The sequence below is a fragment of the Amycolatopsis sp. lyj-84 genome, assembly GCF_046549075.1.
Lineage (GTDB): Bacteria > Actinomycetota > Actinomycetes > Mycobacteriales > Pseudonocardiaceae > Amycolatopsis.
This window is the reverse complement of sequence record NZ_JAJPWO010000012.1, coordinates 260,642-276,255: the sequence shown is the minus strand read 5'-3', so window position 1 is coordinate 276,255 and position 15,614 is coordinate 260,642. Positions and strand designations below refer to the sequence as shown.

General features: G+C 69.0%; 17 protein-coding genes. 13 read left to right on the top strand and 4 right to left on the bottom strand.

The window, feature by feature from the left end; all coding sequences use genetic code 11:
- Window positions 1-18: 18 nt before the first annotated feature.
- Both ACLJRM_RS32310 and ACLJRM_RS32305 read left to right on the top strand, forming a co-directional pair.
- A complete protein-coding gene (locus ACLJRM_RS32310) occupies window positions 19-1,722 on the top strand; it encodes a CTP synthase (RefSeq protein ID WP_101608735.1) in 1,704 nt (567 codons plus the stop codon).
- The gene (locus ACLJRM_RS32305) at window positions 1,719-2,345 is read left to right on the top strand and encodes an NUDIX domain-containing protein (RefSeq protein ID WP_410665203.1); all 627 of its coding nucleotides are present in this window, start codon (window positions 1,719-1,721) and stop codon (window positions 2,343-2,345) included. Before ACLJRM_RS32310 ends, ACLJRM_RS32305 begins: the two co-directional genes overlap by 4 nt.
- A gap of 77 nt (window positions 2,346-2,422) precedes the next feature.
- Here the strand turns inward: ACLJRM_RS32305 and ACLJRM_RS32300 are convergent, their stop codons facing one another.
- Window positions 2,423-2,902, bottom strand: coding sequence for a DUF1707 domain-containing protein (locus ACLJRM_RS32300; RefSeq protein WP_101608733.1), 480 nt, complete (start codon window positions 2,900-2,902; stop codon window positions 2,423-2,425).
- A gap of 118 nt (window positions 2,903-3,020) precedes the next feature.
- Here ACLJRM_RS32300 and xerD point away from each other — a divergent pair, with 118 nt between their 5' ends.
- The 7 genes from xerD (at window position 3,021) to ACLJRM_RS32265 (ending at window position 9,810) form a co-directional block, all read left to right on the top strand.
- Window positions 3,021-3,923: a site-specific tyrosine recombinase XerD gene (gene xerD / locus ACLJRM_RS32295; RefSeq protein WP_410665219.1), complete on the top strand. Its 903-nt coding sequence runs from the start codon at window positions 3,021-3,023 to the stop codon at window positions 3,921-3,923.
- A 92-nt stretch (window positions 3,924-4,015) separates the two neighbouring features.
- Window positions 4,016-5,032 carry a ParA family protein gene (locus ACLJRM_RS32290; RefSeq protein ID WP_101608731.1) on the top strand — a complete coding sequence of 339 codons (1,017 nt, stop codon included), beginning with the start codon at window positions 4,016-4,018 and terminating at the stop codon, window positions 5,030-5,032.
- Complete coding sequence (locus tag ACLJRM_RS32285; RefSeq protein ID WP_101608730.1) at window positions 5,029-5,466, top strand: cobyrinic acid a,c-diamide synthase; 438 nt, start codon at window positions 5,029-5,031, stop codon at window positions 5,464-5,466. Before ACLJRM_RS32290 ends, ACLJRM_RS32285 begins: the two co-directional genes overlap by 4 nt.
- A complete protein-coding gene (locus tag ACLJRM_RS32280; protein WP_168214343.1) occupies window positions 5,466-6,401 on the top strand; it encodes a segregation and condensation protein A in 936 nt (311 codons plus the stop codon). Before ACLJRM_RS32285 ends, ACLJRM_RS32280 begins: the two co-directional genes overlap by 1 nt.
- Window positions 6,398-7,093 carry an SMC-Scp complex subunit ScpB gene (scpB, locus tag ACLJRM_RS32275; RefSeq protein ID WP_410665202.1) on the top strand — a complete coding sequence of 232 codons (696 nt, stop codon included), beginning with the start codon at window positions 6,398-6,400 and terminating at the stop codon, window positions 7,091-7,093. Before ACLJRM_RS32280 ends, scpB begins: the two co-directional genes overlap by 4 nt.
- On the top strand, window positions 7,083-7,835 hold the full coding sequence (locus tag ACLJRM_RS32270; protein ID WP_101608728.1) for a pseudouridine synthase: 753 nt from the start codon (window positions 7,083-7,085) through the stop codon (window positions 7,833-7,835). The genes scpB and ACLJRM_RS32270 overlap by 11 nt, the downstream gene beginning before the upstream one ends.
- A 106-nt stretch (window positions 7,836-7,941) precedes the next feature.
- Window positions 7,942-9,810, top strand: a complete 1,869-nt coding sequence (locus tag ACLJRM_RS32265) for a Xaa-Pro dipeptidyl-peptidase (RefSeq protein WP_410665218.1) — start codon at window positions 7,942-7,944, stop codon at window positions 9,808-9,810.
- Between the two features lie 71 nt (window positions 9,811-9,881).
- Here ACLJRM_RS32265 and ACLJRM_RS32260 read toward each other — a convergent pair whose 3' ends face one another.
- The 3 genes from ACLJRM_RS32260 to ACLJRM_RS32250 are packed head-to-tail and all read right to left on the bottom strand — an operon-like array spanning window position 9,882 to window position 11,975.
- A complete protein-coding gene (locus tag ACLJRM_RS32260; protein WP_101608726.1) occupies window positions 9,882-11,078 on the bottom strand; it encodes a cation:proton antiporter in 1,197 nt (398 codons plus the stop codon).
- Between the two features lie 6 nt (window positions 11,079-11,084).
- Window positions 11,085-11,567 (bottom strand): cation:proton antiporter regulatory subunit, encoded by a 483-nt coding sequence (locus ACLJRM_RS32255; RefSeq protein WP_076167978.1) that lies wholly within the window; start codon window positions 11,565-11,567, stop codon window positions 11,085-11,087.
- Window positions 11,568-11,582: 15 nt separating this feature from the next.
- The gene (locus ACLJRM_RS32250; RefSeq protein ID WP_101608725.1) at window positions 11,583-11,975 is read right to left on the bottom strand and encodes a DUF4267 domain-containing protein; all 393 of its coding nucleotides are present in this window, start codon (window positions 11,973-11,975) and stop codon (window positions 11,583-11,585) included.
- 91 nt (window positions 11,976-12,066) lie between these two features.
- Here ACLJRM_RS32250 and ACLJRM_RS32245 point away from each other — a divergent pair, with 91 nt between their 5' ends.
- The 4 genes from ACLJRM_RS32245 (at window position 12,067) to der (ending at window position 15,609) form a co-directional block, all read left to right on the top strand.
- Window positions 12,067-12,645, top strand: coding sequence for a TetR/AcrR family transcriptional regulator (locus ACLJRM_RS32245; protein ID WP_101608724.1), 579 nt, complete (start codon window positions 12,067-12,069; stop codon window positions 12,643-12,645).
- Window positions 12,646-12,736: 91 nt separating this feature from the next.
- On the top strand, window positions 12,737-13,441 hold the full coding sequence (cmk, locus tag ACLJRM_RS32240; RefSeq protein ID WP_101613284.1) for a (d)CMP kinase: 705 nt from the start codon (window positions 12,737-12,739) through the stop codon (window positions 13,439-13,441).
- Window positions 13,438-14,112 (top strand): lysophospholipid acyltransferase family protein, encoded by a 675-nt coding sequence (locus tag ACLJRM_RS32235; RefSeq protein ID WP_410665201.1) that lies wholly within the window; start codon window positions 13,438-13,440, stop codon window positions 14,110-14,112. Before cmk ends, ACLJRM_RS32235 begins: the two co-directional genes overlap by 4 nt.
- A gap of 3 nt (window positions 14,113-14,115) precedes the next feature.
- Entirely contained in the window at window positions 14,116-15,609 is a 1,494-nt protein-coding gene (gene der / locus ACLJRM_RS32230; protein ID WP_410605294.1) for a ribosome biogenesis GTPase Der, read from the top strand.
- Window positions 15,610-15,614: the final 5 nt, after the last annotated feature.

The following is a 15,614-nucleotide window of genomic DNA, read 5'->3' as shown; positions in this document are numbered from 1 at the left end:
GCGATAAGGTGGAAGCCCGTGGGACTTCAGTCGCGGGCTACCAAGTATGTCTTTGTCACCGGAGGCGTTGCCTCCTCTCTGGGTAAGGGACTCACGGCTTCCAGCCTGGGTCAGCTCCTTACCGCACGTGGGCTCCGGGTCACGATGCAGAAGCTGGATCCGTACCTCAACGTCGATCCAGGCACGATGAACCCGTTCCAGCACGGTGAGGTGTTCGTCACCGACGACGGCGCCGAAACCGATCTGGACATCGGGCACTACGAGCGTTTTCTCGACCGGGCTCTCGACGGCAAGGCCAACGTCACCACCGGGCAGGTCTACTCCGAGGTCATCGCCAAGGAGCGCCGTGGTGAGTACCTCGGCGACACCGTGCAGGTCATCCCGCACATCACCGACGAGATCAAGTCGAGGATCACCGCCGCGGCCGGCGCTGACGAGGACGGGAACAGCCCGGACGTCGTGATCACCGAGGTCGGCGGCACCGTCGGCGACATCGAGTCGCTGCCGTTCCTGGAGGCCTGCCGTCAGGTCCGCCACGACGTCGGCCGCGACCAGTGCTTCTTCCTCCACGTCTCGCTGGTGCCGTACCTCGCGCCGTCGGGCGAGTTGAAGACCAAGCCGACCCAGCACTCGGTCGCCGCGCTGCGCAACATCGGCATCCAGCCCGACGCGCTCGTCTGCCGCGCCGACCGTGAGCTGCCGGAGGACCTCAAGCGCAAGATCGGCCTGATGTGCGACGTCGACACCGAGGCCGTCATCGCCTGCCCCGACGCGCCGTCGATCTACGACATCCCGAAGGTGCTGCACCGTGAGGCGCTCGACGCCTACGTGGTGCGCCGTCTCGGGCTGCCGTTCCGCGACGTCGACTGGACCGTGTGGGGCGACCTGCTCGACCGCGTCCACAACCCGTCGGAAACGGTGCGGGTCGCGCTCGTCGGCAAGTACATCGACCTGCCGGACGCGTACCTGTCGGTGACCGAGGCGCTGCGCGCGGGCGGTTTCGCCCACCGCGCCAAGGTGCAGATCTCGTGGGTCCCCTCGGACTCCTGCGAGACCCCGGCCGGTGCCGCCGCCGCGCTGTCCGATGTGGACGGTGTGCTGGTGCCCGGCGGGTTCGGCGTGCGGGGCATCGAGGGCAAGGTCGGCGCCATCGCCTACGCCCGCACCCACGGGCTGCCGCTGCTGGGCCTGTGTCTCGGCCTGCAGTGCATGGTGATCGACGCGGCCAGGAACCTGGCCGGGATCAAGGACGCGAACTCGGCCGAGTTCGACGACGCGAGCGCGAACCCGGTCATCTCCACGATGGCCGACCAGCGCGACGTCGTCGCGGGCGAGCGCGACATGGGCGGCACGATGCGGCTCGGCGCCTACATCGCCAAGCTCAAGCCTGGCTCGCAGGTCGCGAAGGCGTACGGCAGCACCGAGGTCTCGGAGCGGCACCGTCACCGCTACGAGGTCAACAACGCCTACCGCAAGCGCCTTTCCGAGGCCGGTCTGGTGTTCTCGGGCACGTCGCCCGACGACCACCTGGTCGAGTTCGTGGAGCTGCCCGCCGACAAGCACCCGTTCTTCGTCGGCACCCAGGCGCACCCCGAGCTCAAGAGCCGCCCGACCCGGCCGCACCCGCTGTTCAGCGCGTTCGTCAAGGCCGTCGTGGACCGCAAGGTCGCCGAGCGGCTCCCGGTCGAACTGCCCGAGGCCGCTCAGACGGGAGCCCGGTGACCGAGCCCGGCAAGCACGAGTTCACCGTCGCGTCCACAAGGGACGTCCACATCGGACGTGTCGTGGGGCTGCGGGTCGACGAGGTCGTCATGCCCGGCGGCGGCACCGCCCGCCGCGAGGTCGTCGAACACCTCGGCGCGGTCGCCGTCGTCGCGCTCGACGCCGACGGCGCCGTCACGCTGATCCACCAGTACCGCCACCCGGTCGGGCGGCGGTTGTGGGAACTGCCCGCCGGCCTGATCGACAAGGCGGGGGAGGACCCCGTCGGCGCGGCGAAACGCGAGCTGGTCGAGGAGGTCGGGCTCAGCGCCGAGCGCTGGGAGACCCTTGTCGACGTCGCGGCTTCGCCCGGCTTCACCGACGAGGTCGTGCGCGTCTACCTCGCCCGGGAACTGTCCGAAGTGGACAGGGAGATCCTCGGCGAGGAGGAGGCCGACCTCGTCATGCGGAAGTTCCCGCTCGCCGAGGCGGTCCGGATGGCGCTGGCCGGTGAGCTGGTGAACGGGGCGACCGTCGGCGGCGTGCTGGCCGCGCACGCGGTGCTCACGGGTGCGGCTTCCTCACGTCCGGCGGACGCGCCTTGGGAGGACCGGCCGACGAAGTTCGCTTCGCGCGGTCTCTAGGTCCCTTCGCGCGCTATGAAAGTCCCCTTCATTGCAAAATTTGCAATGAAGGGGACTTTCATGGCATTCGTGGACGCTCAGTCGTGAAGGCGGCGGCCCTGCGGATCGGTGCCGCCGTTCGCCAGCAGGACGATCCCGTCCACGATCGGCCAGGCCACCCCGATACCGCAGGTGAACACCGCGACCGCCAGCTGGGCGAACGCGATCCCGACATGCCCGGTGTAGAACCGCCCGGTCCCGAACGGCAGCACGATCTGCAGTACCCCGGCGGTGACCTTCGACTTCGGCGAGTACGGCACCATCGCGGCCGGCTGCCGGTAGGCGTGGACCGGCTGGGTGAACCGGGGTGTGAAACAGGCCGGATGCGGCGCGGGCAGGTCTTGGAACAGCGGACGGAGTTCGCCGACCGTCGCGGCTTCGTAGGCGGCGAGGACCCGGCCTTCGTATTCGTCCGGCGTGATCCTCCCTTGGCTGTAGTGGTCGGCGAGCAGCCGCGCCGCCTCCTCGCGCTCGGCGGTGCCGACGCGCATCTCCTCCGGGCCCGGGTGCTGGGACATCTCTCCAAGGTATCCCGTTTCACACCCGCGACCTACCGCGCGCGGCGAACCCCCGCGAGCGCCCTGGTGGTCCTAGAGTGTCGGTGTGTCACGGGCTGGCGGTGCCGGAGTCGCCCAGGTGGTCGCCGCTTACCTCGACCATCTGGTGGTCGAGCGCGGAACCGCGAGGAACACCCTCGACAGCTACTCCCGCGACCTGCGCCGGTACACCGCGTACCTCGGCGGCGCCGAGGTCGAACGCTTCACCGACGTCACCCCGGCGCATGTCACCTCGTTCGGCGCGGCACTGCGCGAAGGCGACGAGGAGCACCGGCCGCTGGCCGCGTCCTCGGCGGCACGCGCGCTTGTCGCGGTGCGGGGGCTGCACAAGTTCGCGCACGCCGACGGCCTCACCGAAAACGATCCGGCGCGCGAGGTCCGCCCGCCCGCGGCGGCCAAGCGGCTGCCCAAGGCACTGCCGGTGGACGATGTGCTGAAGCTGCTGGAAACCCCGCCGCCCGAGGGCGAACGGCCGTTGCGGGACCGGGCGCTGCTGGAGTTGCTCTACTCCACGGGCGCGCGGATCTCCGAAGCCGTCGGGCTCGACATCGACGACATCGACGACGCGGAGCGGACCGTGCTGCTCGACGGGAAGGGCGGCAAACAGCGCATCGTGCCGATCGGCCGTCCCGCTCTCGAAGCGGTGCACGCCTATCTCGTCCGCGCGCGGACGGTGCTCGCCCTGCACGGCCGGGGGACACCGGCGATGTTCCTGAACGCCCGCGGTTCCCGGCTTTCCCGGCAGAGCGCGTGGCAGGTTCTCAAGGACACGGCGGAATCCGCGGGCATCACGGCGGGCGTCTCCCCGCACACGCTGCGCCATTCCTTCGCCACGCATCTGCTCGAAGGCGGCGCGGACGTCCGTGTCGTGCAAGAACTGCTGGGTCACGCTTCGGTGACCACCACTCAGGTGTACACGCTGGTCACGGTCACCACGCTCCGCGAGGTCTACGCGACAGCACATCCCCGCGCGCTCGGCTAATCGACCCTGTCGATCCCGGCGAGCCTCTTTGTCACGACTCGCGAATCGCGCATAGGCTGCCGAAGACCCTGCCGAGGAGGAGATTTCGCGCCATGTCGACACCGAACGAGCCGGCGAAGCCGTCCGTGTCCGCCGGTTCGGCCGCGGCGAGCCTCCACCAGGTGACCATCGCAACCCCCGCCGAACACGACGGCGACGAACCGTCGGAGGACACGATCTCTTCTCGCGGCCGCAAGGCCAAGCGCGCCAAGGAAACCAAGCAGCAAGAACGCGAGAGGGAAGGAATCGGCCCGACCGGCCGCCCGTACCGCGAGATTCCCGAACCGAAGCCGCTCGAGCGGCACGGCCCCGCACTGGTGATGGCCATGTGCAACCAGAAGGGCGGCGTCGGCAAGACCACGTCGACCATCAACCTCGGCGCGGCCCTCGCCGAATGCGGCCGCCGGGTGCTGCTGGTCGACTTCGACCCCCAGGGCGCGCTTTCGGTCGGCCTCGGCATCCAGCCGCACGAACTGGACCAAACGGTCTACAACGTCATCATGGAGCGATCGGTCAGCATCACCGACGTCATCCGGAAGACCCGCGTCGACGGCGTCGACCTGCTGCCGAGCAACATCGACCTGTCCGCGGCCGAGGTCCAGTTGGTCGCAGAGGTAGGGCGCGAACACACTTTGTTACGGGTCCTTCGTCCGGTCATGAACGACTACGACTATGTTCTTGTCGACTGCCAGCCCTCGCTTGGCCTGTTGACGGTGAACGCACTGACCGCCGCGGACGGTGTGATCATCCCTCTGGAGTGCGAGTTCTTCAGTCTGCGAGGCGTAGCGCTCCTGATCGACACCATCGAGAAGGTGCAGGAACGCCTCAACCCCAAACTGGACATCACCGGGATTCTCGCCACCATGTACGACCCGAGAACCCTGCACTCGAAGGAGGTCATGGCGAGAGTGGTGGAGGCATTCGGCGACACCGTGTTCGACACGGTGATCAACCGCACCGTGCGGTTCCCCGAGACCACGGTCGCGGGCGAGCCGATCACGACCTGGGCTCCCAAATCAGCCGGTGCGGCGGCTTACCGCGCACTGGCCCGCGAGGTGATCGCTCGGTGAGCAGGCGAGCTTCCCTGCCCGGAGCGTCCGAACTGTTCAGGATCACCTCCAGTCCTGCCCTCGATCTCCCGCCCGCGCCTGAGCCGCCCGCCCCCGCCACGGGGAACGGCGACAGGCACGACGCGGAGAACGGCTCCTCGAACGGGGCGGGACAAGCGCACAAGGAACAGCTGGCCAGGGCCGCGCGCAGCGGCTCCGGCCGGACCAAACACGACGCGAAGATCACCGTCTACGTCTCCGGCGACGAACTGCTGGCGATGGAGCAGGCCAGGCTGAACCTCCGGGCGAAGCACGGGCTCGTGCTCGACCGCGGCAGGCTGGTCCGCGAGGCGGTGGCCGTCCTGCTGGCCGATTTCGACGCGGCCGGTGAGGAATCGGTGCTCGTCCAGCGATTGCGGGCGGGCAGCGAGGACGGGAAAGAGACCGAGAGCTGATGGACGACCCGGCCGAGGCTGCTCCCAGCGGCCCAGAGCCGGTCGAGCGGACAGAGGCAGACGAGACCCCCGCCGTGCACGAGACCGTGCACGGCGGGATGGTCCCCGAAGGACTGGCCAGCGAAGAGCTGAGCACGTCCAAGTTCAAGGTGAACCTGGCGAACTTCCAGGGCCCCTTCGACCTGCTGCTCCAGCTGATCTCGCAGCACCAGCTCGACGTCACCGAAGTCGCGCTGCACCGGGTCACGGACGATTTCATCGCCTACACCCGCGCGCTCGGCACGGACTGGAACCTCGACGAGACGACCGAGTTCCTGGTCATCGCGGCGACCCTGCTCGACCTCAAGGCGGCGCGGCTGCTGCCCGCCGCCGAGGTGGAGAGCGAAGACGACCTCGCCCTGCTCGAAGCACGGGACCTGCTGTTCGCGCGCGTGCTGCAGTACCGGGCGTACAAGCAGGTCGCGGCGCTGTTCGGTGAACTGGAGGCCGGCGCGCTGCGGCGCTACCCGCGGTCGGTCGCGCTCGAAGACCGGTTCATGGGGCTGCTGCCCGAGGTGATGCTCGGCGTCGACCCGGCGAAGTTCGCCGAGATCGCCGTCGCCGTCTTCCGGCCGAAGCCGCCGCCGACGGTGTCGATCGCCCACATCCACATGGGCCGGGTCTCGGTCCGCGAGCACGCCGCGCTGCTGCGGCTCAAGCTCGCCGAAAAGGGCGAGGCGACGTTCAGCGAGCTCGTCGAGGACTGCGAGCACACCGTCGAGATCGTGGCGCGGTTCCTCGCGCTGCTGGAGCTGTACCGCGAGGCGACGGTCCAGTTCGAGCAACTGGAGGCGCTCGCCGAACTGCACGTGCGCTGGACCGGCGGGTCCGTGGCGGAGGCGTCGGTGGCGGCCGAGCAGGATCTGGCCGTCGTCGAGGACGAGGAGTACGGGTGAGCCCCGAAGAGACCGAGAAGACCGAAGAGACCCCGGCCGAGCACGAGACTGTCGCCGAGCCGGACACCGCTGAGCCGGAAACGGTGGCCGAGCCGGAGCCGCCTGCCGACGAAGGGCTCGTGGCGGCAGGTGACGGCGACTATCCCGACGTCACCTCCGACGAGGTGCTCGAGGCCGCCCTCGAAGCGCTGTTGCTGGTCGTGGACTCGCCGATCAACGAGGAATCGCTCGCCGAGACGGTCGGCCAGCCCGAGTCGCGGGTGACCGTCGCGCTGCGCACGATGTCCCAGAAGTTCACCGACCGATCCAGCGGAATCGACCTGCGCCGAGTAGGCGAAGGGTGGCGGTTCTACACTAGGGACGTCTATGCCCCGTTCGTGGAGAAGCTTCTGCTCGACGGCCAGCGTTCCAAGCTGACGCGAGCCGCGCTGGAGAGCCTCGCCGTGATCGCCTATCGGCAGCCGGTGACCAGGGCCAGGGTCGCCGCCGTCCGAGGTGTGAACGTGGACGGGGTGATCAGGACGCTGCTGGCACGCGGCCTGATCGAGGAGATGGGGACCGACCCCGAAACCACTGGCACGCTGTACGTGACGACCGAGCTGTTCCTGGAGCGACTGGGACTGTCGTCCCTGGCCGATCTTCCCCCGATCGCTCCCTTGCTACCCGAAGTGGACACCATCGATGACATCTGACGCCCATCCCGACGGCATTCGGCTGCAGAAGGTCCTTTCGCAGGCCGGCGTCGCCTCGCGGCGCGCGGCCGAGGACCTGATCGTGCGCGGTCGCGTGAGCGTGGACGGCAAGGTGGTCACCGAACTCGGCCGCCGGGTCGATCCGGACAACTCCGTGATCCACGTCGACGGCACCCGCGTCCAGGTCCGCGAAGACCTCGTCTATCTCGTGCTGAACAAGCCCAAGGGCGTGCACAGCACGATGAGCGACGACCGCGGCCGCCCGTGCGTCGGCGACTACCTGCGCGGCCGGTACGAGGAGATGCCCGGCATCGTGCACGTCGGCAGGCTCGACGAGAACACCGAAGGCCTCCTGTTGCTCACCAACGACGGCGACCTCGGCCACCGGCTGATGCACCCGTCCTTCCAGGTGCTGAAGACCTACTTCGCCGAGGTCGAGGGCATCGTCCCGCGCGGGCTCGGCAAGGAACTGCGGGCGGGCTTCGAGCTGCCGGACGGCATCGTCAAGGTCGACCAGTTCCGGGTCAAGGACATGCTGGCCGGTCGCACCCAGATCGAGCTCGTCATCCACGAAGGCCGCAAGCACATCGTGCGGCGGCTGATGGCGGCCACCGGGCATCCGGTGCGCAAACTGGTCCGGACCGCGCTCGGCGACGTCCAGCTCGGCGCGCAGCGGTCGGGTTCGATCCGGCGGCTCAACCGCGGTGAGGTCGGCTCGCTCTACCGCGCTGTCGATCTGTAAGCCCTGACTGTAAGACTTTCCGCTCTACTGCACCGATGAGCATCGCGTTTAGCTCTTCCTGACGGGCTTTCAGCCGACGGGGAAGGGCTCGACCGTGAAATCAGTTGTGCTGGCAGGGATTCTGGCGGTCGCCGCGGCCGTGGTCGCGGCGCCACCGGCCGTGGCGAAACCGCGGGGCAGCGAACCGGTCTACGACTTCGCCCAGGCCGTCCGCGAGACGGCTTGGGTGGACATCGGGCTCGACGGGGACGGCGATGGCCGCTCCGACCGGGTCGCCGCCGACATCATCCGGCCGAAGGAACCGGCGGCGCAGGGCAAGAAGGTCCCGGTCATCATGGACGCGAGCCCGTATTACTCGTGCTGTGGCCGGGGCAACGAGAGCGAACTCAAGACCTACGACTCGGCGGGCAGGCCGGTCGGGTTCCCGCTCTACTACGACAACTTCTTCGTCCCCCGCGGGTACGCCGTGGTCCTGGTGGATCTGGCCGGTACCAACAAGTCCCGCGGCTGCACCGACGTCGGCGGGCCCTCGGACGTCAACTCGGCGCGCAAGGTCGTCGACTGGCTGAACGGCCGGGCGAACGGCTACACGACGGCGACCGGTTCGGCCAAGACGCTCGCTTCGTGGTCGACGGGCGCGGTCGGCATGATCGGGAAGTCCTATGACGGCACGATCGCCAACGGCGTCGCAGCGACCGGTGTCGACGGACTCAAGACCATCGTGCCGATCGGCGCGATCAGTTCCTGGTACGACTACTACCGCTCCGACGGCGCCAGCCTGCGCCAGGGCAGCCCCGCGGGGTTGGCTCAGACGGTCTCCCAGCGCAACGGCGGCCAGAACTGCAGCGCGGCGAACCGGAAGCTCACCGAGGGCGCGACCTCGAACGGCGACTACAACGCGTTCTGGCTCGACCGGGACCACGTGCAGAGTGCCTCGAAGGTGAAGGCCAGCGTGCTCGCTTCGCACGGGCTGGGCGACCTCAACGTCAAGACGATCAACTTCGGGCAGTGGTGGGAAGCGCTGAACGTCGAGCGCAAGGTGTGGCTGACGCAGGCCGGTCACGTCGATCCGTTCGACTACCGGCGGTCGGCGTGGGTCGACACCCTGCACAAGTGGTTCGACCACTACCTGCTCGGCGTCGACAACGGCATCGAGAAGACGCCGGGCGCGAGTGTGGAACGCGCTCCGGACGTGTGGGTGGACCAGGCGGCGTGGCCCGCGGGCAGCGCCGTCACCCTGCGTCCCGCGTCAGGGAGCACTCCCGGCGTCGGCACGCTCGGAACGACCGCGGGGACGGGCACGGCGTCGTTCACCGACTCCTCCGGCCAGTCCTCGAACAGTTGGGCGGCACGGCCGACGGAGACCTCGAACGGACGCGTGCTGTTCAGCACCGGCGCGCTCGCGAAGGACCTCCACGTCTCCGGGACCGCGAAGGTGACGGTGACCGCGACGCCGTCGACGTCCACTGCGCGGCTTTCGGCGATCTTGGTGGACTACGGCCCGGCGACCATCCGGAACTACACCGGGCCCAAGGAAGGCATCAAGAACGAGATGACCCAGTCGTGCTGGGGATCGAGCGCTTCCGGCAACGACGCCTGCTACCTGAACACGAGCGCCGACTCGGTTTCGGTGGGGCTGAACATCATCAGCCGCGGGTGGGCCGACCTGGCCAACTACCGTTCGCTGACCCAGGAATCGCCGCTGACGCCGGGGCAGCCGTACACGATGACGTTCCGGCTGGCGAGTACGGATCACGTCGTCCCGCGAGGACATCAGCTCGCGCTGATCATCGGCGGGACGGACGGTTCGTTCATCGGCGGGCCGTCGCAGTACCCGAAGATCACGGTGGACCTGGGTAAGACGTCGCTGGCGCTGCCTGTCTCGGGCGCGGGTCCGTCGGCCGTCCCGGCGGCGCTTCCGGTGGCTCCGGTGCAGATCGCCCCGGCGGCTGTTTCGGGGCTTGAGCGCGGGTAGGCCAATGCTATGAAAGGCCCGTTACTTGCAAAATTTGCAAGTAACGGGCCTTTCATAGCGCGCGAGAGCGGTCAGCCGGTTTGGGAGGCGGGGCTTTTGGAGCCGAAGGGGCGGCGCTGCAGTGCGCGAGCCACCGGCTCGACGATCCGCGCGGCCGTGGGGCCGAGGATGGCCATCAGGAGCACGTAGGCCGTCGCGAGGGCCGCGAGTTCGCCGGTCACCGCGCCCGCGGCCACCGCCAGCCCGGCGATGACGATCGAGAACTCGCCTCGGGCGACCAACGCCGCTCCCGCGCGAGCCCGGCCCATCTTCCCGATGCCCTGCTTCCGCGCTGCCCACCAGCCGGTGGCCACCTTCGTGAGTGTCGTCGACACCGCCAGCACGACCGCCCAGCCGAGGACCGGCGGGATCGACGCGGGGTTCGTGTTGAGCCCGAACACGACGAAGAACACGGCCGCGAAGAGGTCCCGCAGCGGCTCCAGCATGTGCGTCGCGTTCTCCGCCGTGGAACCGGAGATCGCGATCCCGAGCAGGAACGCGCCGACCGCGGCCGACACCTGCATCGCCGAGGCGATGCCCGCGACCAGAAGCGCCGCGCCGAGGACCTTGAGCAGGAACACCTCGCGGTCCGGGCTGTCCACCGCGGCGGAGACGTAGCGGCCGAACTTCAGCGCGATCACCAGGACGACCGTGATCACCATCAGCGAGATCCCGACCGCCTTCATCCCGCCGAGGAAGCTCACCCCGCCGAGCACCGCGGTGAGGATCGGCAGGTAGAGCGCCATCACCAGGTCTTCGAACACCAGGATCGAGAGCACCACCGGCGTTTCCCGGTTACCGAGCCGCCCGAGGTCGCCGAGCACCTTCGCGATGATCCCGGACGACGAGATGTAGGTGACGCCCGCCAGCACGATCGCGCCGATCGGCCCCCAGCCGAGGATCAGCGCGACGATCGCGCCGGGCGCGGCGTTCAGCACGATGTCGACGAGCCCCGCCATCCACGAGCGTTTCAGCCCGGTGAACAGTTCGGCCGCCGAGTACTCCAGGCCCAGCAGCAGAAGCAGGAGGACGACGCCGATCTCGCTGGCGAGGTGGGTGAAGTCACCGATGTCGCCGAGCGGGATCAACCCGCCCTGCCCGAAACACAGGCCACCGATCAGGTACAGCGGGATCGGGGACATCCCGATCTTCCCGGCGAGACGCCCCAACACGCCCAGCCCGAAGAAGACCGCCCCGAGTTCGATCAAGGACAGTGCGGTGTGATCCATCCGCGATCAGCCGTACTTCAAGATCTTGACGGCGGCTTCGAGTCCTTCGGACGTCCCGACCGCGACGAGCACGTCGCCGGCGGTGAGGTTGAAGTCCGGGTTGGGGGAGGGGTGGACCTGCCCGGCCCGCATCACCGCGACGACCGAGACGCTCGTCCGCGTCCGCATGGCGGTGTCGCCCAGCGTCCGGCCGTCGAACGGCGAGGAGGACTTGATCGGAAGCTGCTTGGTGTTGATGCCCGGCAGGTCCCGGTGCTCCTCGGTGAGCTGGGCGACCAGCTGGGGCGCGCCGAGCAGGTTCGCCAGCGCGCCCGCCTCGTCGGTGCTCAGCGGAAGTGAGGCGAGACAGGCGTCCGGATCGTCCGTTTTGGACACGATCAGCTCGACGTGCCCATCGCGATGGGTCACGACGCCGACGCGGCGGCCGTTGCGAGTGGCGAAGTCCTTGCGGACGCCTATTCCGGGGAGCGGGGTCACTTCGACGTTCACGACGTCAACAGTAACTCACTGTCCGTTTTGCTTCGGCCGGATCAGGAACAGTGCCGAGATCACGACCATCAGGGCGGACGTCGCGGCGTGGATGCCGAGCGCGGCACCGACGGACCCGTTGTGGGTCAACACGATCAGCATGTCGCCGAACGGGATGAACGCCAGCGCGAGGAGCGCCCAGCCCAGCGCGCGGACGTTCCGGAACAGGATCAGGGCGAGCACCACGAGTGCCGTCCCGATGTCGCGGACGCCCTTGACCGCGAGGATCGGATCACCCTTCAGTGGCATGACCGGGAGGCCGAAACCGCCCGTCTGGGTCTCCGGGAAGAACACGTAACCACTCCCGAAGTACAGGACGAAGAGCACGAGGGCGATGGACAGGGCGTAAGCGATCTTGATGCGGGTCATGGTCTCCGACTCCGAAATCTAGCAGCGCTAGGAACACCGCAGACGCTAGCGCTAGCACCGCTAGCTTGTCTAGCGGTGCTAGGATATTCGTATGGTCACGAACCCCCGACGTGAGCGAGACCGCTCACAACGCGAACAGCTGATCGTCACCACCGCCCGCGAGATCGCCGAAGAGGAGGGCTGGGACGCGGTCACCACCCGGCGGCTGGCCGCGAAGATCGAGTACAGCCAGCCGGTGCTCTACAGCCATTTCTCCGGCAAGGGCGCGATCATGGCGGCCGCGGCGCTCGAGGGATGCACCGAAATGGCCGCCCACCTGCGGCGGGGAGTCGGGACGGCGGAGGACTCGCGGGGCGCCCTGCTGCGGCTGGCCGAGAATTACTTCGACTTCGCCGACCGCGAACCCGCCCTCTACGACGCGATCTTCACCCTCGCCAGCGAACTGACCTTCGCCAGTCCGGACAGCCCCGCCCCGCTGAAGGACGCGTTCGGCGCCCTGCTCGAATGCGCGGGTCCGGCGGCGGGTGAGCACGACCCCGCCCTCTACACCGAGACCTTCTGGGCCGCCATGCACGGCCTGGTCACCCTCGAACGCAGCCGGCGGCTGCCCGCGGACGCGCGTGCGGAGCGGATCGGCATGCTCGTCGACCGGTTCGCCGTGGGTGGCTGAGGCGTGTCGGTCGCCACCAGGCAGAATGGTCGTCGATCAGGTGAGCGAAGATGAGCTGAGGAGAGTTTCGGTGGCGGGAGCCCTGCGTGGTGTGGTCGCGATGGACGGCCCGTCCGGGACCGGGAAATCCACGGTTTCGCGGAAGCTCGCGACGAAGCTCGGCGCCGGCTACCTCGACACGGGCGCGATGTACCGCATGGTCACCCTCGCCGTCCTGCGCGCCGGGGCCGACACGGCCGACGCGGACGCGGTCTTCGACGTCGCCCGGAAGGCCGAACTCGGCATCGGGACCAGCCCTGACGAAGCGACCGTGACCCTCGCGGGCGAGGACGTCGCCGCCGAGATCCGCGGCGCGGACGTCACCACCGCGGTTTCGCCGGTTTCGGCCGTCCCCGCGGTCCGCGAACTGCTGGTCACCCGGCAGCGCGAGATCATCTCCGAGGTGCTCGGCCGCGTCGGCGGCATCGTGGTCGAAGGCCGCGACATCGGCACCGTCGTCTCGCCGGACGCCCCGCTCAAGATCTTTCTCACCGCCTCGGCCGAGGTCCGCGCCGCGCGCCGCAGCGCGCAGGACTCCGCCGCCGGCCGCGAGTCCACCGTGGATGTCGCGAAGGCCGCGGTGGAACGGCGTGACCGCCTGGACTCCACGCGCGCGGCTTCGCCCCTGCGCGCGGCCGAAGACGCCGTCGAGGTCGACACCTCGGCGCTCAACATCGACCAGGTCATCGTCGCGCTCGCGGAACTGGCTCTGCACCGCGGTCTTCTCGAAGGCTGCCCCGCCGAGGCCGCGCGGTGAGCGCGAAAGGACTGCCCGAGGGCGCGAGCGACCCGTTTCACACCTTCGGCCGGGGTATCTCGAAGTTCCTCGTCCGGCCCGCGTTCCGGGTCCGGGTGCACGGTGCCGAACGGGTGCCGGCGTCCGGGCCGGTGGTGTTCATGGCCAACCACAGTTCGATGACGGAACCGGCGCTGCTGTTCGGAATGTTCTCGCGGCGCACCGCGTTCCTGGTCAAGGCGGAACTGTTCAAGGGTTTCGTCGGCTGGTTCTTCCCGAAACTGGGCCAGATCCCGGTGAAACGGGGGGCGGTGGACCGCAAACCGCTGATGATGGCGGTCAAGGTGCTCGAGGACGGCGGTGCGGTCGGGATCTTCCCCGAAGGCACCCGCGGCCTCGGTGACGCCGAAAACTTCGAGCGCGGCGCGGCCTTCCTGGTCCGCGCCGGGAAGGCGACCGTGGTTCCGGTCGCCACTCGGGGGACGTACAAGCCCGCCGGTGCCAAGAGGCGCTGGCGGCCACGCGTCGACATCATGGTCGGCGAACCTTTCACTCCCGAAATCGGGAAGGGAAGGACAGGGCTGGAGGAGGGAACCGAGCGGCTTCGCATCGCGCTCGCGGACCTCGTGAAGGCACTGGACGAATGGCGCTTGGAGCAAGGGCTCCAAGACACGCGACAGAATGTGAAGTAACGAATGTCTGAGCTTGACGGAGTCGGCGAGATCGACGGCTCCTGGTCCGACGAGTCCGAATTCACCGCGCTGGACGCCCAGATCGCCGCGGGCGAGGCCGAGGAGGAGGCGCAGCTCGCGCAGCCGGTCCTCGCCGTCGTCGGCAGGCCGAACGTGGGCAAGTCCACCCTGGTCAACCGTATTCTCGGCCGCCGCGAGGCGGTCGTGCAGGACGTCCCCGGCGTGACCCGCGACCGCGTGGCCTACGACGCCTTCTGGGCGGGCCGCCGGTTCACCCTGGTCGACACGGGCGGCTGGGAGCCGGACGCGACCGGGTTGCAGGCCTCCGTCGCCGCGCAGGCCGAGATCGCGATGGCCACCGCCGACGCGGTGCTGCTGGTGATCGACGCCAGCGTCGGCGCGACCGCGACCGACGAGGCCGCCTCGAAGGTGCTGCGCCGCTCGAAGAAGCCGGTGCTGCTCGTCGCCAACAAGGTCGACGACGACCGCCTGCTCGCCGACACCGCGTCGCTGTGGTCACTCGGCCTCGGCGAACCGCATCCGGTCAGCGCGTTGCACGGCCGTAGTTCGGGCGACCTGCTCGACTCGATCGTCAAGGCACTGCCGACGATGCCGCGCGACGGCGACCGCGCGACCGCGGGCCCGCGCCGGGTCGCGCTGGTCGGCAAGCCGAACGTGGGCAAGTCCAGCCTGCTGAACAAGATCTCCGGCGAAGAGCGGTCCGTGGTGGACTCGGTCGCCGGTACCACCGTCGACCCGGTCGACTCGCTGGTCGAGCTGGACGGCGACATCTGGCGGTTCGTCGACACCGCGGGGCTGCGCAAGCGCGTCAACTCGGCCAACGGCGCGGAGTACTACGCGTCGCTGCGGACCAAGACCGCGATCGACGCGGCCGAGGTCGCGATCGTGCTGCTGGACGCCGCCGAACCGCTTTCGGAGCAGGACCTGCGGGTGCTGACCATGGTCGTCGAGGCGGGCCGCGCCTGCGTGCTCGCCTTCAACAAGTGGGACCTCGTCGACGAGGACCGCCGTCACGCCATGGTCCGTGAGCTGGACCGCGGCCTGGTGCGGGTGCCGTGGGCGGACAAGGTCAACATCTCCGCGCTCACCGGCCGGTCCGTGCGCAAGCTCGCGCCCGCGCTGCGGACCGCGCTGAAGTCGTGGGACCAGCGGGTGCCCACCGGTCAGCTGAACGGCTGGCTGGCCGACCTCATCGCCGCGACCCCGCCGCCGGTGCGCGGCGGCAAGCAGCCGAAGGTGCTGTTCGCGACCCAGGCGGGCATCCGGCCGCCGACACTGGTCCTGTTCACCACCGGATTCCTCGAGGCGGGCTACCGGCGGTTCATCGAACGCAAGTTCCGTGAGCGTTTCGGCTTCGAAGGCAGCCCCGTCCGGGTGAATGTCCGGGTGCGGGAAAAGAAGCAAAGGCCCAAGGCAGGCGGAAAAGCGGCCGGTAAATCGACGGGCAAACCGTCGGGTAAACCAAAAGCACGCTGATTTCT